The organism is Sorangium sp. So ce836, assembly GCF_028553905.1.
Lineage (GTDB): Bacteria > Myxococcota_A > Polyangia > Polyangiales > Polyangiaceae > Sorangium > Sorangium cellulosum_D.
Genome location: NZ_CP102233.1, coordinates 2,867,214 through 2,885,976 on the forward strand (window position 1 = coordinate 2,867,214; position 18,763 = coordinate 2,885,976).

Below are 18,763 nucleotides of genomic sequence, written 5' to 3' on the forward strand. Positions count from 1 at the left end.
CTCCTGGTGGGGTAGAATGAACCTCCGGCGGAAGGTTTTGCGCTCATGACATTCGCTCCCCTGCGCGTGCTCGTCGTCGACGACTCCGCGTACAACCGGCGCAACATCGCCGAGATCTTGAGCGGAAGCGACGAGATCGAGGTCGTGGGCAAGGCCGGAGACGGCGACGACGCGCTCCGTCAGGCGGCCCAGCTGAGGCCGGACGCGATCACGCTGGACCTCGAGATGCCGCGCATGGATGGCTTCACCTTCCTCCGCATCCTGATGGCGAGGCAGCCCACGCCGGTCATCATCGTCTCGAGCTACAGCCACAAGGAGAACGTCTTCAAGGCGCTCGAGCTCGGCGCCGTGGACTTCGTGGCGAAGCCGGACCGGCAGTTCACGGCGGACGCGCAGATCCGCAAGGAGATCATCCAGAAGGTCCTGCTCGTGCGCTACCTCCGCCCGCGGTCGCCGATGCCGGCGGCCTCGCCTCCGGCGCGAGCGTCGCAGCCTGCGCTGCTGCGTCCGGTGCAGGAGTCGTCGCGGCTCGGGGTCTCGCTGCGCCACCTCGTGGCGGTCGGCTCGTCGACCGGCGGGCCCACGGCGCTCCTGGAGATCTTCAACCGCATCCCGGATCGCTTCCCCGGCGCGATCTTCATCGCGCAGCACATGCCGGACAAGTTCACCCGCACGTTCGCGGAGCGGCTCGATCGGAAGGGCGGGCTGCGGGTGGTCGAGGCGCAGAACGGCGACCAGGTGGTGAGCCGCAAGGCCTACGTGTGTCCGGGCCGGATGTGCATGGAGATCGCGGTGACGCCGGGCAGCGGGGTCGGGTTGAGCGGCGACATCCGGATCCGGGTGGGGGCGCCGGCGCCTGGCGACCGGTACGTGCCGAGCGCGGACCGGCTGTTTCGGAGCGTGGCGCAGGTGGGCGGCAGCCGCGCGGTGGGCATCATCCTGACGGGGATGGGGGACGACGGGGTGAACGGCGCGCGGGCGATCCGCGCGGCCGGGGGCACGGTGGTGGCCGAGAGCGAGGACTCGGCGGTGGTCTACGGCATGCCCGGGGCCGCGGTGCGCGCGGGGGTCGTGAACGAGAGCCTGCCCTTCACGGCGATCGGCGACTTCATCGCGCTCCTCTCCTAGGCGGCAGCCGGGGATCCGCGGAAGCCCGAAGAGAAATTGAGCCACAGAGGACAGAGATGCTTCCGTCCCCTCTCTGATCCGAGCTCCGAGCCCTCTCCGATCCGAGCCCTCTTTCTCTCTCCTCCTCCCTCTCTCTTCCCTCTGAGCCCTCTGCGCCTCTGTGGTTCAAAATCTCTCTCTTCATCACACCCCCGCCGGTGCGATGTGCGCCAGCCCCCCGTCTCGTGGACGGTTCGCGGCCGTTCCGCCTGACTGCCAAAGTTGACCCCTCGGGCGCATCGTGAGACAGGTCGGTCGCTGACATGCGGATCCGACGCGCCGCACGCAGGCTTGTCTGTCTTGGCTGGATGGCCGCCCTCTCGGGCGTCGCTCTCGACGGCCTCGCCGCGCCCCCGGCGGCCGAGCCGGCCAAGGCCGAGGCGAAGAGGGATGCGGCGGCCGGCGGCAAGGCGGACCGGCCGGAGGCGAAGAAGGCCGGCGCGGCGGAGGCCACGCCGGAGAAGCCCGCGCCGGCCAGGCCCGCCGCCGCGTCGAGCAGCAAGGCCGGCGCGAAGCGCGTGGCCGCCAAGACGCCGGCCAAGCCGGCGGCGCGATCGAAGGCGCCGAAGAAGGGCGCGGCCAAGATCACGCGCAAGCCGGGGGAGCCCGGCGCGCCGGACGAGGCCGCGCGCCGGGTCATCGCGGGCACCGCGACGCCGGCGGGGGCGAGCGTCGCCGAGTCGCCCGAGCTCCGCACCATGCGCGAGATCGACCTGGCCCTGTTCCCCGGCGCGACCCCGAGCGCCGGCCCCGCGTGGCCGGTCGACGGCACGCTCCTTCTCGGCGGGGGCGAGCCGCGCCTCGAGGCCTCCGGCCTGCCGCCCGCGGGGCTGCCCGTGCCGCCGCCGCAGGCCGAGGAGACCCGCGACATCTCCTGGCTGCGGCAGCTCGAGCTGCCCGAGATCCCGGTCCGCTGGGACGGCCGGGTCGTGCGCTACCTCGAGTACTACAAGGACGACCCGCGCGGCCGCTCCGCCGTGGTCTCCTGGATCAAGAAGAGCGGCCGCTACGGCGCCGCCATCCGCCGTGTCCTCCGCGAGCAGGGGCTCCCGGAGGACCTGCTCTGGCTCTCGCTCGTCGAGAGCGGCTTCGACCCGACCATCCACTCTCCGGCCGGCGCGGCCGGCCTCTGGCAGTTCATGCCCGAGGGCGCGCGCATCTATGGCCTCACCGTCGATCGATGGGTCGACGAGCGCCTCGACCCGGAGCGCTCCACCCTCGCGGCGGCGCGGTACCTCTCGGATCTGCGGCGGCGCTTCGGCGGCTGGGAGCTCGCGTTCGCGGCCTACAACATGGGGTACGGCGGGCTGCTCGCGTCGATCCGCAAGTACAACACGAACGACTTCTGGGAGCTGTCGCGGCTCGAGGCGGGGATGCCGCTCGAGACGGCGCTCTACGTGCCGAAGATCCTCGCGATCGCGATCGTGGCGCGGAACCTGAAGGTGTTCGGCTGCGACGAGGTCGAGCTCGATCCGGCGGTGACGTTCGACAAGATCTCGCTCGGCTCCGGGGTGTCGCTGCAGTCGGTGGCGTCCGCGGTCGGGGCGGGGGCGCCGGAGATCGAGGCGCTGAACCCGCAGCTCGTGGCGAAGCGCACGCCGCCGCTGCCGGTGGACGCGAAGGAGCTGGCGCGCTGGGAGGTCCGGGTGCCCGCGGGCGCGGGGGCGCGCGCGGCGAAGGCGATGCCGAAGCTCCTGGAGCGCGAGCCGAAGCTCGAGCGATACCTGGTCCGCTGGGGCGAGTCGCTCGACGACATCGCGACGTTCCGCGGGACGACGCGGTGGACGCTGCAGACGCTGAACGGCCTGCGGCCCGGCGAGCCGGTGCGCCCGGGGACGCTCCTGTTCGTCCCGGCGGCGGAGGGCGTGGGCGTGGCGGCGGCGGAGCACCTGCTCGCGAACGGCGCGCCGCTGTCGTCGGCGGCGAAGCCGGTCGTGGTGGTCCCGGCGCAGCGCTTCTCGTACGAGGGGCGCCGGCGCGTCTTCTACCGCGTGGTCGCGGGCGACGCGATCCGGGATCTCGCGGCGGTGCTGTCGGTGACGCCCGACGAGATCTGCCGCTGGAACACGCTCTCGCCCGGGGCGTCGCTGCACGAGGGGATGACGCTCCAGCTGTTCGTCCCGAGATCGCAGCGCTACGACGGGGTGTTCCTGCTCGACGAGGCCGACGCGCGCATCCTTCCGGTCGGCTCGGAGGAGTTCTTCGCCCACTTCGAGGGGCTGAAGGGGCGCAAGCGCATCGAGATCGCGGTGCGGGAGGGCGACACGTTCAGCAATCTCGCGAGCCGCTACGGCCTGAGCGTCGGCAGCCTGGAGCGGATCAACCAGCGCTCGAGGCGGAGCCCGCTGATGCCCGGGGATCGGCTCGTGGTGTACGTGCCGACCTCGCTGCCGGACGATCCGCCGCCGGTCGAGCCGCGCGAGCCGCGCGAGGACGAGGTCCGCGTGGCGTCGGCCCCGGCGGCCGGCGCGGTGGACGACGGCGACAAGGCGGCCGCCGCCGTGAAGCCGGCGACGGCCGCCGCGCCCGCCGGGGAGGAGGGCCGCAAGGCGGCCGTCGCCAAGGACGGGAGCAGCGCGCCGGCAGGCGCTGCGGCGGCGGCGGGCGAGACGAAGCCGGCGCGGGCCGAGAAGGCCGAGGCGGGCGAGACGAAGCCGGCGCGGGCCGCCGAGAAGGCCGAGGCGGGCGAGACGAAGCCGGCGCGGGCCGCCGAGAAGGCCGAGGCGGGCGAGACGAAGCTGGCGCGGGCCGAGAAGGCCGAGGCGGGCGAGACGAAGCCGGCGCGGGCCGAGAAGGCCGAGGCGGGCGAGACGAAGCCGGCGCGGGCCGAGAAGGCCGAGGCGGGCGAGACGAAGCCGGCGCGGGCCGAGAAGGCCGAGGCAGGCGAGACGAAGCCGGCGAAGAGCGAGGGGGCGGCGGGCGCGGGCGATCAGGCCGGAGCGGCGCCGGAGGAGAAGAAGACCGCCGACGGCGAGAAGAAGCCGGCGCCGGGCGGCGCGGACGAGAAGAAGCCGGCAGGGCGCGCCAAGGGAGCGCAGGAGAAGCCCGCGGCCGGCGCCGGCACCGCGCTGTGAGGCGCGCCGCCCGGCGGCCCGGGTGAGCTCCTCGCCGCGACCTGGGTGAGCTCTTCCCGCCGGGCACGACGGCCGGCGCCGTGGTCAGGCCTCGCCGGCGGGCCTCCTCAGGCCTCGTCGCGCCCGTGGACGCTGGCCGGCGGGCTCGTCGCTTCCACCGCCGTGAACGGTTCGATGATCTTGTAAGAATGCGATGCGCCTTTAGGCACCGTCCAGGAGTCGCCCGGCTCCAGGCGCACCATCTGCCCCTCGATGTGCAGCTCGGCTCGCCCCGCGATGACGAACCCCACGGTCTCGTAATCGCGCACGGTCGCCGGTTTGGCGTCGCCCGGCGGCTCGCGCTCCCAGAGTCGCATCGAGACCTGGATTCCGGAGGCCAGGTATTTTTGGCCCATCTGGCCTCTCGGGGAGCGGCCGGAGGAGACCTTCATGATGGTTGTGTCGCCCATGTGCGCCTCGCTTTCCTCGCGTCGTTCGCCGGGTTTGGCAGCGAGCGTGGGCGCGATCGTGGGTCCGCGCCCGACACACGCGAATCGGGCTTCTCCTGCTTTCCTGGTCGGTCGTTCGTCGTCCGTCCCTCGCTGCAGAGAACGTATCGCGGCGGGGAGAACTGCTGTAAGATGCCCCGCTCAGGAGGCGCGTCCCGTGGACCTGGGAATCGGATGTTACGTCGCGCGGGAGCAGGCGCATGAGGGAACGGACGGCGCGAGCGCTGGACGGGGGCGCCGGAGGGATGCCGCGGCTCGCCTCGCTCCGCTGGCCGCGTCCGTCCGGGCGTGCTCCGTGATGGCGGGGCGCGCCGCGCTGCCGGAAAGCCGCTGATGTCATCGCCGAAGAGCTCGACGCTGCTCGCCTCCGGCGTGCTGATCGACAAGAAGTACCGGCTCGTGCGCCAGATCGGCGAGGGGGCCATGGGCGTCGTCTGGTCGGCGGTCAACGTGGCGACCGCCCGCGAGGTGGCGTTGAAGCTGATCCACCGCCCCGAGGCCGAGTTCCGGCTGCGGCTGCAGCGCGAGGCGCGCAACAGCGGGGCGCTGCGGCACCGGAACGTCATCGACATCTACGACATGGGCGAGACCGAGTCCGGGGAGCCGTTCCTCGTGATGCAGCTGCTCACGGGGGAGACCGTGGCCGAGCTGCTCGCGCGGCGGCGCCGGCTCGATCCGCCGGCGGCGGCGTCGATCGGGCGCGACGTGGCGCGCGGCCTTGCGGCGGCGCACGCGATGCACATCATCCACCGCGACCTGAAGCCGGCGAACATCTTCCTGCACCGCGAGCCGGACATGGATGAGCCGGTGGTGAAGGTGCTCGATTTCGGCGTCGCGAAGAACCTCTCGGTCAACGACGGCCTGCACACGGTGCAGGGCGGCGCGGTGGGGTCGCCGCTCTACATGAGCCCGGAGCAGGTGAGGGCGGAACCGAACGTCGATCACCGCGCCGACATCTGGGCGCTCGGCGTGGTGCTGTTCGAGATGCTGACCGGCATGCGGCCGTTCCAGGGGGACGCGCAGGCGGTGTTCATGGGGATCCTGACCGGCGAGATCCCGACCGTGTCCAAGTACCTGCGGCGTGTGGACCAGGGGCTCGTCGATCTGATCGCGCGCTGCATGCGGCGGGACCGCGCGGACCGGATCGGCTCCGCGGCGGAGGTCGCGGCGCAGCTCGATCGGTACGCGGCGCGGGGCGTCGGCGCCGGCATGGACGCGGCGCTGCGGACGACGTCGCCGGAGGGGCTGGGGCTGCTTCCGGGCGAGGGCACGGACGGCGGCTGGCAGGCGGCGCAGGCCGGGACGGCGCAACCCGGGTCGGTGGCGCAACCCGGGTCGGTGGCGCAACCTCGGTCGGTGGCGCAACCCGGGCCGGGGGGCGTCGACGCGGGCGCGGGAGCGCTGCCGCTGGCGCTGCTCGGCGGCGGGCCGCGGGCCCCGATCCCGGTGCAGGAGCCGCCGGGGGCGGGCGCGCCGCCGTCGCGGGGCCCTGGGCAGGCGGCTGCGGGGCAGGCGGCGAGCCCGGATGCGGGACAGGGGGCGGTCGCGTCGCCTCGGCGCGCCGGGAGCTCAGGCCAGCACATCGTCGCGGCGTCGGCGGGGCGCGCGCCGTGGGACGAGGACGTGGCGACCCTGCCGCTCACGCGGGGGAGCGCGGGGGCGGCCGGGGCCGGCAAGCAGCGCGCGGGCTCGGGGCAGCACCCGGCGGCGGGACATCCCGCGGCTGCGCTGCTGACGCCGCTCCCCACGGCGGCGTCGGCAGCGTCGAGGCCGTCTCTCTCGAGCGTGGTGCAGCCCGCGCCGGCGCCGGCCGCGTCGGCGCACCCGGTGCCGGGGGCGATCCCGGAGCGCGGTTCCTGGGGGATGACCGTGCGCATGGCCTCGCCGTCGACGCCGGAGGGGACGGCGGGGCCGGGGGGCTTCGGCGCTGCCGGCGCGCAGGCATCCGGCAGCGCCAGCGCGTCGTCGAGCGGGATCCCGGCGTCGACGGTGAAGCTCGCGTCGGAGCCGGGCGCGAGCGCCTCCGACTCCAGGCCGGGCGCGACGACCGGCACGGGCGTGCCGCAGCAGGGGGCGAGCTCGTCGACGACCCCGCTCGTCTCGAACCACCCGTCGGTCCATCAGACCGGGGCGCACCAGGCCCAGGGCGCCCAGGAGCCAGCGCCGCAGGGCGATGAGCAAAAGCGCAAGCGGACGGCCGCGACGCTGGCGATCGCGGCTGCCGCGCTGTCGCTGATCCTCGTGGGGATGCTGATCGCGCTGCGATCGCAGGGGCCGGCGCCCGCCGGGCCAGCGCCGTCCGAGAGCGCGGTGCTGCCCGAGATCACCTCGGGAAGGGACGAGGGGACGCCGCCCGAGGGCGGCGGCGTTCGGCCGCTGGACGACCGGCTCCCGGAGCAGCCCGCGGGGTCGCCGTCGGGCTCCGCGACGGCAGCGCCGCCCGAGCCGCCGGCGGCGCAGAGCGCAGCTCCGGCGCAGAGCGCCGCTCCGGCGAGCAGCGCGGGGCCGGCGGCGAGCGGCAAGGCCGGGCCGGCGGCGGGCGCCGGGACGGCGACGGGCGCGGGCAGCGCGACGGGGGCCGGCGCCGGAGCGACGGGGGTCGGCGCGGGCGCCGCGGCGGGGGCCGCCGCGCCGGCGACACCGAGCAGCGCGAAGCCGCGCACCGGGGGCAGCTCGCCTCCGACCGGGACGGCGCAGACCGCCAAACCGCCCTCGAATCCGTGCGCTGGTCTCAAGTTCATGGAGAAGCAAAAGTGCGAGGCGCGGTTCAAGAAATAGGGGTTCTGTTCCCCGGTGTCGCGCGGCCTCTCCCGCGCTGACGCCGCGGTCGCGCCGGCGCGCGCCTGTCCTTGACCGTGCGCTATCTCACCTGCGACAATTCCCCTCAAGCGCCTTCGACCTGCCGCCCCCGCGTCGTCCCTAACGCGAGCCCATCCATGTCATCTCCCTCGCCTCCTGCCGGCCCGCCGCCAGGTACGCTCGTTCGCGGCAAGTATCGGCTGCTCCGTCGGATCGGCGAGGGGTCGATGGGGGTCGTCTGGGCCGCGCACAACGAGGCCACCTCGCGCGAGGTCGCGCTCAAGCTGCTCGTGCGGCCCGACCCGGAGCTCCGCGTCCGGCTCCTCCGGGAGGCGCGGGCCTGCGGCGCGGTGAGCCACCGGAACATCGTCGATATCTACGATGCGGACGAGACCGAGGACGGCGATCCGTTCCTCGTCATGCCGCTGCTCTCGGGCGAGACGCTCTCGTCCTTGCTCAAGCGCAAGCGAAAGCTGGAGGTCCCCGAGGCCGCGCGCATCGCGCGCGACATCGCGCGCGGCCTCGCCGTGGCGCACGAGCGCGGCATCATCCACAGGGACCTGAAGCCGTCCAACATCTTTCTCCACACCGAGCCTGGCGAGAGCAACTACGTCGTCAAGATACTCGACTTCGGCGTGAGCAAGTTCCCCACGGCGTCTGATCAGATCCGCACCGCGACAGGCATCCTCATCGGCTCGCCCGCGTACATGAGCCCGGAGCAGGTGCGAGCGCAGGGCGAGCTCGATACGCGCGCGGACCTCTGGGCGCTCGGGGTGGTGATGTTCGAGATGCTCACCAGCCGGCGGCCGATCCAGGGCAGGGCGCACGAGCTCCTGAGAAACGTGCTGCAGGGCGAGATCCCCACGGTCTCCCAGATCGTCTGGCAGATCGACCCCGGGCTCGATGCCCTCGTGGCGCAGTGTCTCCAGCGCGATCGCGCGCTGCGGCCGCGCTCGGCGGCGGAGGTGGCGGCGGCGCTCGAGCCTTTCGTCGCGCCGCCTCCGCGGCCGCGCAGCGCCTCGTCCCCGGGCTCGTCGCCGGATCTGCGGTACGACGTGCAGCAGCAGCCGGGGCGGGGGCCGTGGGGCGGGGCGGCGCCCGGTCCGATGCCGGCGACAACGACGCCGCTTCCGGCGTCGATGGCGCCTCTGCAGGTGCCGCACGGCCACGGCGGCGCGCCGACGCCGCCGCGCGGGTCGGGCGCGTCGCCGACGCCGCCGCCGCGCGGGTCGGGCGCGTCGCCGACGCCGCTGCCGCGCGGGTCGGGCGCGTCGCCGACGCCGCTGCCGCGAGGGTCGGGCGCGTCGCTGACGCCGCTGCCAGGGGTGGGCGCGTCGCCGACGCCGCCGCGAGGGGCGGGCGCGTCGCCGGCGCCTCCGCCGAACGGGAGCCCGGCGGCGCCCGCGCATCGGCCGCCGATGCCGAGCCATCCCCTGCTGGGGGAGCACGGGACCATCAAGCTCTCACCGGGGGCGGCGGACGTTCATCGGCAGGCGCTCGTCGCCGCGCAGGCGCGTCCTGCCGGTGCCATCGCGCCGCAGCCTGCGCAGGCGCCGGGGGGCGGCACCGTGCCGCTCGAGACGCTCCGCATGCCGGAGCGAGCGCCGTCCGCGGCTGCTCGCCCGGCGGTCGTGTGGATCGCCCTGGCGGTGCTCGCGGCGGTGGTCCTCGTGGGGATCGGCATGGCCGCGGGGTACCTGCTGTTGCGCGCCGGGGCGGAGATCCCCGCAGGTCGCGGTGGCGCGCGTGTTACCTCGTGGTGACGCCCTTTCGTTCCGTGGTACGTCACGATACCTTGCGCGCCCCGGTCCTGCGCCCCGAACAACCCTGTTGAGCTCGATGTCCAAGTCCTTCACGCACATCGCTGCCGGCCTGGTGATCGCCGAGAAGTACAAGCTGGTGAGGAGGCTCGGCGAGGGCTCCATGGGCGTGGTGTGGGCTGCGCTCAACCTGTCCACGTCGCGCGAGGTGGCGTTGAAGCTGATCCACCGGCCGGATCCCGAGCTCCGGCGGCGGCTCCAGCGCGAGGGGCGGAACGGCGGGGCGCTGCGGCACGGCAACGTCATCGACATGTACGACATGGGCGAGACCGAGTTCGGCGAGCCGTTCCTCGTGATGCAGCTGCTCACGGGAGAGACGCTCGCGGATCTGCTCCAGCGCAGGCGCCGGCTCGACGCGGACGTGGCCGCGGCGATCGGGCGCGACGTGGCGCGGGGCCTGGCCGCGGTGCACGCGGCGCACATCGTCCACCGCGACCTGAAGCCGGCGAACATCTTCCTGCACCGCGAGCCGGACATGGACGACCCGGTGGTGAAGGTGCTCGATTTCGGCGTCGCGAAGAACCTCGCCATGAACGACGGCATCCGCACGGCGACCGGCGGCGCGGTGGGTTCGCCGCTCTACATGAGCCCGGAGCAGGTGAGGGCGGAACCGAACGTCGATCACCGCGCCGACATCTGGGCGCTCGGCGTGGTGCTGTTCGAGATGCTGACCGGCACGCGGCCGTTCCAGGGGGACGCGAGGGCGGTCTTCACCGGCATTTTGTCCGGGGAAATCCCCAAAATTTCCAGGTACTTGCGGCGTGTGGATCCGGGGCTCGTGGAGCTCGTCGCGCGGTGCATGGCGCGCCAGCGGGACGAGCGGATCGGGTCGGCGGCGGAGGTGGCGGACCTCCTCGACGGGTACACGGCCGCGGGCGCGAGGTCGGGCGGGAGGGCGGGCGCCGCGGGCGCCGCGGTGGGGGGCGGAGGCGGCGTTGCGGCGCCGGAGATGCCGGCGCCGAGGGCGAGCGTGGCGCCGGCATCGCCGCCGGTGCTCGGCGGAGCGAGCGTGGCGCCGGCGGGGGTGCCGGCGGTGCTGGGGGCGAGCGTGGCGCCGGCGGGGGTGCCGGCGGCGCTGGGGGCGAGCGTGGCGCCGGCGGCGCTGGGGGCGAGCGTGGTGCCGGCGGGGGTGCCGGCGGCGCTGGGAGCGAGCGTGGTGCCGGCGGGGGTGCCGGTGGCGCTGGGGGCGAGCGTGGTGCCGGCGGGGGTGCCGGTGGCGCTGGGGGCGAGCGTGGTGCCGGCGGGGGTGCCGGTGGCGCTGGGGGCGAGCGTGGTGCCGCCGGGGTTGCCGCCGCTGCCAGGTGCGAGCGGTGCGGCCGAGCCGGTGTGGAACGCCGAGCTGACCCAGAAGCTCGATCCGGAGGTCATGGTGGGCGCGGACGCGGGGGCGGGCGCCCCGCCGACGTGGGGTCAGGACGAGCCGGGGAGAGCGGGGAGATCGACGCCCGCGCCGCTCGCGCCGGGTCCGGAGGCGGGGCGGGCGCCAGCGCAGCCGTCGCCGTGGGCAGCGCGCGCGACGCCGCCGCCGATGCCGCCGCCGGAGCCGAAGCGGCGCCCGGGCAGGAACCAGGTCCCCCGCGCGATCCTCGCGCTGGTGGCTGCTTTCGCCGCTGGCCTCGTGGGCGCGGTGCTCTTCTTCGCCCTGCGCGCGCCCGCGGGCAGCAGCGAGGTGTCCGCAGGGCCGGACGCGTCGTTGGAGGCAGACGTCGAGCGCGAGAGCGTCGAGAGCAGCGTCGCCAGGCCGGCCGAGACGCAGGCTCCGCCGGCGGAGCCTGCCCCCCCGGCGCCGGCGGCGGCCGAGCCGAGCGAGGGCGACGCGGATGCGGGCGCCGCGAGCAACGCCGAGCCGGCGCAGGCGGACGCATCGACCCCGGCGGCGCCGAGCGCGCCGGCCGCAGCGGCGTCCGCGACGGCGGCGGCCGTCGCCGCGGCGGCGCCCGCGGTGGCAGCGCCGGCCAAGGCGGCGACGCAGGCGCCGACCGCGGCGGCGCCTGCGTCGCGGCTCGCCGCTGCCGCGCAGCCCGGGGGTAAAGCTCCCGGGAAAACGTCCGCGCCGCCGCCTCCGGCGCCGCAGCAGCCCGCCGCCAAGCGGCCCAAGGTCGATCCGTGCGCCGGGAAGACCGGGTTCATGCGGACCAACTGCCTGCGGGAGAACGAGCGGAAGCGGGATCCCTACGCCCCCTGAGCGGCGTCGACGGCCGGGGCGCGGGTTCCGCGATTCCGGTCGCGCGGGAGCGATGGTAAGCCCCCGCTGGGCTTGGGGCGCGACCCGGGGGGGCATATGTCGGAACCGATCGAGGCGTACAGGCTTCTTCCGGGCATGCTGCTCGCGCGGAAGTACCGCCTCGGCCGCAAGATCGGGCAGGGCGCGATGGGCGTCGTGTGGGCCGCGAGGAACGAGGCCACCGGGCGCGAGGTGGCGCTCAAGGTGATCGCGCGGCCCGATCCGTCGCTGCGCAAGCGGCTGCTCCGTGAGGCGCAGTCCTGCGGCGCGCTGCAGCACCCGAACATCGTCGACGTGATCGACGTGGCCCGCACCGAGAGCGGCGAGCCGTGCCTCATCATGGAGCTGCTCGTGGGCGACAGCGTGGCCGCGCTGCTCGAGGCGCGGCGCCGCCTGGAGGCGCCGCTGGCCGCGCGGATCGCGCACGACGTGGCGGGCGCGCTCGGGGCGGCGCACGCCGTGCCGATCGTGCACCGCGATTTGAAGCCGGCGAACGTGTTCCTGCACCGGCCGAGCGAGGCGGGCGACTTCGTGGTCAAGGTGCTCGACTTCGGGGTGGCGAAGAGCCTCGCGGCCGCGAGCGGCGCGACGTCGACGCTCGACGTGGTGGGCTCGCCGCTCTACATGAGCCCGGAGCAGCTGCGCGCGGACGAGGACCTCGATGCGCGGTCGGATCTCTGGTCGCTCGGGGTGATGCTGTTCGAGATGCTCACCGGCGTGCGGCCGTTCCAGGGCGAGGGGCCGCAGCTTCTGTCGCAGATCCTGTCGGGGGAGATCCCGAAGGTGTCTCGCTATCTGCGGCGCGTGGACGAGCGGCTCGTGGGGATCGTCGACCGGTGCCTGCGCAGGGAGCGGCACGAGCGGTTCGGGACGGCGGAGGAGGTGGCGCGGGAGCTCGCGGCGTTCGTCCAGCCGGCCGCGGCGGGGGCGGCGGAGCTCCGGGCGGGCGCGGGGGAGGCGGAGCGCGCGGGGCTGCGGATCACGGGGGAGCGCACCGCGCCGCCGCTGGGGAGCGCGGTGGAGCAGGAGACGGTGGTGGCGCCGGCGCGAGGGCAGGGGAGCGCGCCCTCCGCGGAGGACCTCGCGACGACGGCGCCGCTGGCGTGGCCGGGGGCGCGGTCGGCGGTGCAGAGCGCGCCGGGGATGCAGGGGGCGCATGCGGTGCAGGGGGCGCATGCGGTGCAGGGGGCGCATGCGGTGCAGGGGGCGCATGCGGTGCAGGGGGCGCATGCGGTGGTGCAGAGCGCGCATGCGGTGCAGGGGGCGCATGCGGTGGTGCAGAGCGCGCATGCGGTGCAGGGGGCGCAGCCGGTGGTGCAGAGCGCGCCGGGGCTGCAGCGCACGCACGCGCCGCAGGGCGCGCTGGCGGCCGGGCAGGCCTTGCAAGGAGCAGCCGCGCCGGGCACGAGCGCCGCCGACCCGGCCGCCGGAGCCGGACCCATGGTGACGCTTCGCGGGACGCTCGTGATGCAAGGGGAGGTCGCCGAGGCGCAGTATCAGGCGGCGATGGGCAGGATGCGCGCGGCGCAGGCGCAGTAGGCCAGCGCGCGCGCCGCGGGCGCGCGACCCGCCGCGCAGGTGGGAGCCGCCGGCAAGGCGAGGCGAAGGGAAGGGAAGGCCACGGCGATCGTGGCCGTGCTACTGGTGGCTGGCGTGATCGCGGGCGCGGTCGCGACGACGTGGCTCCTCGGCTGGGGAAAGCCGACCCCGCCGGCAGGAGCCGATGGAGGCAGCGAGCCAGCCGTGGGCGCGGCGGAGGCGATGCCGCGCGAGAGGGCTCCGGCTGCGGCAGCGGCGACGCATGCTGCCGCAGGGCCGGGACAGCCAGCCGCGATGGAGCGACCCGCGGAGCGCGCGGACGCAGGGATCGAGGGGGCGGCGCCGATCGAGCAGGAGCAACACGAGGCCAGGGCGGCCCAGGAGGCCAGCGCGGCCCAGACGGCGCCGCCGCCGCGGGCGGCGTCGCAGAAGGGGGCGGTTCCGCCCGCTTCGCCTGGGGCCGGAGGGACAGCGGACCAGGTGAGGCCGTCGCCGCCAACGGGGACGGCAGGCGCTGCGACGGGAGCGCCGAAGCTGTCGCCTGGGCGAGCGTCCGTCCCTGGAAAGCCGGTGACGGCCTCGGACTCCGTGTACGACGGCGACCCGTCGCCCTCTCCGCCGCCTCCTGCCCGCACTGCATCGCCGGCCGGCGTCGCGGCCACCGTGGAGAAGAAGCCGCCGCCCCGGCCGTTCTGAGCAGGCTGGCCCGTCGCGCCGACAGCCGTCGCACCGCGGCGCCGCGCTCGAGCTCGCCTCGACGCGCGATCCTTGCGCCGCGCCCGTGCGCCGCGTCCGTCGCGCTCGGCCTGCGCGTCCGGCGTGCGATCGGTTACGCTGCTCCCACCGCAGGAGGCGCCCCGGCGCATGCAGCTCGAACCAGGCTCGATCATCGCCGACAAGTACCGCCTGGTGCGCGCCCTTTCGGCGGGCGGCATGGGCTCGGTGTGGGTGGCGCAGCACGTCCAGCTCGGCACGCACGTCGCCGTCAAGTTCATGGGCACGGCCTACGCCGGGTCGCCGGCGTTCCGCGCGCGCTTCGAGCGTGAGGCGCGCGCGGCGGCGCACCTCCGGAGCCCCCACGTCGTCCAGGTGCACGACTTCGGCTTCGAGCTGGGGGTGCCGTACCTCGTGATGGAGCTCCTGCGCGGCGAGGACCTCAGCGCGCGCCTCACGCGGGTGCGCCGGCTCTCGCTGCCGGAGACGCAGCGCCTCCTGGTGCACGCCGGGAAGGCGCTGCGGAGCGTCCACGACGCCGGGCTGGTCCACCGCGACCTGAAGCCGGCGAACCTGTTCCTCGCGCGCGTCGACGGCGAGGACGAGGACATGCTCAAGCTGATCGACTTCGGGATCGCGAAGGAGACGGCGACGAAGCTCGTGTCGGAGGCGTCGACGACCGGCGAGGTGATGGGGTCGCCGCACTACATGAGCCCGGAGCAGCTCCGTGCGGAGCGCGACATCGACGCGCGGAGCGATCTCTGGGCGCTGGGGGTGATCCTGTTCCGGATGGTGACCGGGTACCTGCCGTTCCCGGGCGAGGTGCTGGCGCAGGTGATGACGCGGATCCTCGTGGAGCCGATCCCGTCGCCGCGGCAGCTCGCGCCGGATCTGCCGCCGGCGATCGACGCGTTCTTCGCGCGGGCGCTGGCGCGCGACCGGAACCAGCGGTTCCAGAGCGTGCGCGAGATGGTGGAGGAGTTCGGGCGCGCGACGGGGATGCCGGTGTTCTCGTCGTCGGGGGTAGGAGGGTCGAGCCCGTTCGGGTGGACGGCGGTGGGGACCCCGGCGGTGACGGGAGCGGCGGGGGCGCCGTGGGCGGGAGCGGGGGGAGTGGCGCGGGCGGGAGCGGTGCGGGCGGGGGCCGGTGGCGGCCGCCGGCGGGGGGAGGGGAGCGGGGTATGGCGCTGCGGTTGGGGCGCCGGGGATGGGGGCGAGCGGTGAGGCGGGGGGGCATGGCGCGGCCGCGGGGCATGAGGCGCAGGGGCAGCCGGGGACGCTGACCGATGCGATCCGTGTGGCGGCGTCGCAGCGGTCGCGATCGCGGGGCGCGCGGGTGGCCTGGGTGTTGGCGGGCAGCGTGGGGCTCGCGGTGGTGGGATTGGGGCTGGGGGTTGCGCTGCGGCGCGCCCTGGAGGAGCCGGCGGCTCCGGTGGCGGCGGTGGAGGCGTCGGCGGAGGGGGTGGCGGTTGCTCCTGGATCTGCGGCGCCTGCGGTGGCGCTAGGGGAGGCGCCTGCGGTGGCGGTAGGGGAGGCGCCTGCCGCGGAGCCGGCGCTGCTGCCGGGGTCGGCGTTGAGCGCGCAGGTGCCGGAAAACGACGCTGGAGCGAGCGTATCGCCCGAGGAAGGACAGCCTGCTCCGGCAGCAGCCTCGCCGGGGACGAGCGCCGCGCCGGCGCCCTCGGTGCAGGCGAGAGCACCCAAGGAAAAGCGTCCGGGGGGGACGCAACCCTCCGGCCCGGGTGGGTCGAAGTCGGCAGGAGCAGCGGCGCCTCAGAAGGCGGTACCTGGACAGCGAGACTGGGGACTCTGAGACAACGCTCGGCGCTGGGCTCGGTGCAGGCGCTTGTCAAGGGGCAATTGCTACAAATCGGCGTGCGACATCGAAAATTCGATGTTGCACGTCGTTGAACCGATGCTGGGCATCGAAAAATCGATGCGGTGCCTCGCGCGGGCGAAGGCGGACATCGAGCGGCCGATGTTGCGCTTCGCCTGGGCGAAGGCGGCCATCGGCGGGGCGAGGTGCGGCTTCCGCCGATGGCAGCGGAGGTCGGAGCGGCGGAAGCGGCGGTGACAGCGAGGCGGTGTGGAGCTCGCGGTGCATGCGGCAGCGTGAACCGCCGATGGATCTACCGACGGTGCGCCCCGCGCAACCTGGGCGCTAGTTGAACTCCAGCGTGTTGCTCGCCATCCCAGGGGCGCCGCTGTGGCCGGCATCGCTGCCCTGGCCGCCGGTGCCCGGATCGCCGAGCTCAATGGTGGCGCCGTCGGTGGGCGGCGGGGCTCCGCGAAACGCGATGCCGAGGGAGTGGCCGCCCTGCCCGCCGCCGCCTTTGCCGCCGGTGCCGCCGGTGCCGCCGGTGCCGCCGTCGCAGGCTGGGAGTAGCCCCGCGGCCCCGTCCGGAACCCTTCCGCCGGTGCCGCCCTGGCCTCCCGGGCCGCCCGGCTGTCCCGGGCCGCCCCGGCCGCCGTCGCCTCCGTTGCCGGCCTTGAGGGTCACGCCCTCGAAGGAGAGGGCGGCATCCAGGCTGATGAGCGCGATGCTGGACCCGCCCGGCAGGCCGCCTCGGCCGCCAGCGCCGCCGCACCCGCCGGCGCCGCCGGAGCCGCCAGCTGCGCCGGCGCGCCTTTGCTCCTCGCCCGGACGGCTGCCCGGGCAATAACGAATGTCCGTTGCCGTAGACACGCCCCGCTCTCCACCACCGCCGCCGCCGCCTTGTCCAGGCGCCCCACGGCCGCCATCACCGCCGGAGACGCCGGCGTAGCCGTTCAGGGAGATCTCTCCGATTCCCGTGGCGTCCGCGCCGGGGCTGCCGGAGGCCGCTGTTCCAGGCGCGCCGTCGTTGATGACGTTGCCAGGGCGGCCAGGCGCGCAGTAGTGTAGGCCGTTGTTGCCTACGCCGCCGTTCTCGGCTCCGTCGATGGATATGAGAATGGGTCGACCATCGTCTCCGCGATCTCCGTTATGCACGGAGCCATTCCCGCCCTTGCCTCCCCACGAGTCATCGTCCGCATCTCCGGACGTGCTGCATTCATTCGTTACCATGCGGCCGCCACGCACGTCGACCTCGGGAGCGGCGGAGCATGCATTGCCTCCCACCTCGCCCCGCGCACCCTGCGCGGCAGGGCCCGGATGCGCAGCCCCGTCCGCCCCCGCTCCCGCGTGTCTGGCCTCGAGCACGCATCGCACGAGCTCCACGCTCGTGCTGTGCGCGAGGGCCGCGATCGACGATAGCCCTGCTCCCTCGGCGTCTTGCTGCTCGGTCGACTGCGCCACGACGTGCAGATCCTCGATGTGCACGGTTCCCGGCTGCCCGCGCATGGTCAGGGGGATCACCCCTTTTTCTGCCGTCAGGCTCGTCTTCTTCGTATCGCCGACCCACTTCCAGCCGTCGTTGCAGTCGAGCCCGCCGTAGATCGCTACGCCACCCGGTACCACGACCGCTTCGATGAAGTCCTCGCCGTCGCCGGCGCACGCGTACAAGCGTCTGATTCCCTTCTCCTTCGCGAGATCGACGGCCTCCTGGAGCGAGCTGAGCGGCTCCGCCTTGGTTCCCGCCTCATTGGATGCGCCACCGCGTGCCGACACGAAGACGCCGCAGGTGTCGTCCACGCCATCTGGGTTTTGGCGGGGCACGCATTTCTCCTCCTCCGGGTCGAGCGGGTCAGGTGGGTCCGGAGGGTCAGGCGGATCCGGCGATGGCGTGCCTACAGCAGTGCCTCCGCATCGATGCAGCTCGACGCAGTCTGGTCCGAGGCAGCTCGATGAATAAATCGATGCTGTGATCGACATCACGACCAGCGTCGGAGCCCCGCGTGCGGCCAGCCGGATCGCCCTCTTGGTTCGTCGGTTCATGGCTTCCTCGACTCAGAACACGCCGCCAGCGACGAGCCCCGCGCCGCCTGGCGTCACGAGCGGCGAGAGGTGCATCGGCTTCTCCGGCTCGCTCGGCGCTGCAGCGAGCCAGGTGTAGCCGAGCGCTCCGAGCGCGCTCGCTCCCCCGAGGATGAAGCTCCACGCCGCGAGGTTGCTGAAAAGGTACTTGTCGTCGACCATCGAGCTCAATTTCTGGCATTGATTCGCCTGATCTGTACCGGCGGGGTTGGAGCAGTCCACCGGACCGTCATCCATGGCCTTGACCTTCATCCACTGCTGTGTCGCGTCGCTCGCATGGCCATTGGCCACGAGCGTGAACGCGACGCCCGCGAGCACCAGAGCTCCAGCTGCTCCGCCGCCGATGAGCGCGATCGCCCTCGCATCGCTCCCCGCCGCTGGAGGCGCGCGGCCCGGGAGCGACGCCGTTGCCGCCACGGTGGAGGCAGGCGAGAGCTCGATGGTGACGCGCTCTCTCTTTCCCTCCGTCAACCGGAACATTCTCGCCACCGGGGTGTAGCCCGGCGCGGTCGCGACCAGCTTGTATTCACCGGGATCGCGTTCCACGGGCGTCGCCAGGGCGATGCGTTCTCCGTTCAGCGTCAGCTCCACCGCGCCCGGCGCCGCGCCCGTGACAGCGACGTCCAGGGCCGGGATGCGCGGCGCCAGGGCGGCCAGCCCGGCCTTCGCGTCGGCCTGGGCCTGATGGAACACCCGCGAAGCACTGGCGTCGAGCGGCTCGTCGACGACGCGTCGATAGAGCGCGCGGGCCTCGATCAGGCGACCGAGGCGCTCGCAGGAGCGCGCCGCGAGGAGCAGGAACGGCGGGGCGTGGACCTGCGCCTCGGCGCTGCGGAAGGCTGCGAGCGCCTCTTCGTAGCGACCCGCATTGAAGAGCTCCCAGCCCTTGTCGGCGAGGGCTCGAGCCACGGCCTTGGCCTGCTCGTCTGGCCGGGCAGGCTCGGATACCGCGGTGGCCGGCACGGCGGGGAGCGCGAGCGCGACGAACAGACCCAGGCGGAGACGTCGGCGGATGTTCATGGCTGCAGAGCGCATCTCGGCGC

Annotated in this window: 12 protein-coding genes; 9 read left to right on the forward strand and 3 right to left on the reverse strand. The window is 74.4% G+C overall.

Annotated elements, in window-relative coordinates:
- Positions 1–45 precede the first annotated feature (45 nt).
- Positions 46–1,128, forward strand: coding sequence for a chemotaxis-specific protein-glutamate methyltransferase CheB (cheB, locus tag NQZ70_RS10345; protein WP_129574072.1), 1,083 nt, complete (start codon positions 46–48; stop codon positions 1,126–1,128).
- A 347-nt stretch (positions 1,129–1,475) separates the two neighbouring features.
- Positions 1,476–4,241, forward strand: a complete 2,766-nt coding sequence (locus NQZ70_RS10350) for a transglycosylase SLT domain-containing protein (protein WP_129574073.1) — start codon at positions 1,476–1,478, stop codon at positions 4,239–4,241.
- A 107-nt stretch (positions 4,242–4,348) separates the two neighbouring features.
- On the opposite strand, the gene NQZ70_RS10355 is transcribed toward NQZ70_RS10350, so the two are convergent.
- Positions 4,349–4,690, reverse strand: coding sequence for a cupin domain-containing protein (locus tag NQZ70_RS10355; RefSeq protein ID WP_129574074.1), 342 nt, complete (start codon positions 4,688–4,690; stop codon positions 4,349–4,351).
- A gap of 372 nt (positions 4,691–5,062) precedes the next feature.
- On the opposite strand from NQZ70_RS10355, the gene NQZ70_RS10360 reads away from it, so the two are divergent.
- The 7 genes from NQZ70_RS10360 (at position 5,063) to NQZ70_RS10390 (ending at position 15,899) form a co-directional block, all read left to right on the forward strand.
- Positions 5,063–7,507: a serine/threonine-protein kinase gene (locus NQZ70_RS10360; RefSeq protein ID WP_129574075.1), complete on the forward strand. Its 2,445-nt coding sequence runs from the start codon at positions 5,063–5,065 to the stop codon at positions 7,505–7,507.
- Positions 7,508–7,665: 158 nt separating this feature from the next.
- The gene (locus tag NQZ70_RS10365; RefSeq protein WP_237245203.1) at positions 7,666–9,291 is read left to right on the forward strand and encodes a serine/threonine-protein kinase; all 1,626 of its coding nucleotides are present in this window, start codon (positions 7,666–7,668) and stop codon (positions 9,289–9,291) included.
- 76 nt (positions 9,292–9,367) lie between these two features.
- Positions 9,368–11,533: a serine/threonine-protein kinase gene (locus tag NQZ70_RS10370; RefSeq protein WP_272828171.1), complete on the forward strand. Its 2,166-nt coding sequence runs from the start codon at positions 9,368–9,370 to the stop codon at positions 11,531–11,533.
- A gap of 96 nt (positions 11,534–11,629) precedes the next feature.
- A complete protein-coding gene (locus NQZ70_RS10375) occupies positions 11,630–13,111 on the forward strand; it encodes a serine/threonine-protein kinase (RefSeq protein ID WP_129574076.1) in 1,482 nt (493 codons plus the stop codon).
- Positions 13,112–13,405: 294 nt separating this feature from the next.
- A complete protein-coding gene (locus NQZ70_RS10380; protein WP_165373896.1) occupies positions 13,406–13,807 on the forward strand; it encodes a hypothetical protein in 402 nt (133 codons plus the stop codon).
- Positions 13,808–13,975: 168 nt separating this feature from the next.
- Positions 13,976–15,049, forward strand: a complete 1,074-nt coding sequence (locus tag NQZ70_RS10385; protein ID WP_272828174.1) for a serine/threonine-protein kinase — start codon at positions 13,976–13,978, stop codon at positions 15,047–15,049.
- 670 nt (positions 15,050–15,719) lie between these two features.
- Complete coding sequence (locus NQZ70_RS10390) at positions 15,720–15,899, forward strand: hypothetical protein (protein WP_272828176.1); 180 nt, start codon at positions 15,720–15,722, stop codon at positions 15,897–15,899.
- Between the two features lie 87 nt (positions 15,900–15,986).
- Here NQZ70_RS10390 and NQZ70_RS10395 read toward each other — a convergent pair whose 3' ends face one another.
- Together NQZ70_RS10395 and NQZ70_RS10400 are read right to left on the reverse strand one after the other, a co-directional pair.
- Positions 15,987–17,462, reverse strand: coding sequence for a PGRS family protein (locus tag NQZ70_RS10395; RefSeq protein ID WP_261344341.1), 1,476 nt, complete (start codon positions 17,460–17,462; stop codon positions 15,987–15,989).
- 231 nt (positions 17,463–17,693) lie between these two features.
- On the reverse strand, positions 17,694–18,740 hold the full coding sequence (locus NQZ70_RS10400) for a carboxypeptidase-like regulatory domain-containing protein (RefSeq protein ID WP_129574078.1): 1,047 nt from the start codon (positions 18,738–18,740) through the stop codon (positions 17,694–17,696).
- Positions 18,741–18,763 lie beyond the last annotated feature (23 nt).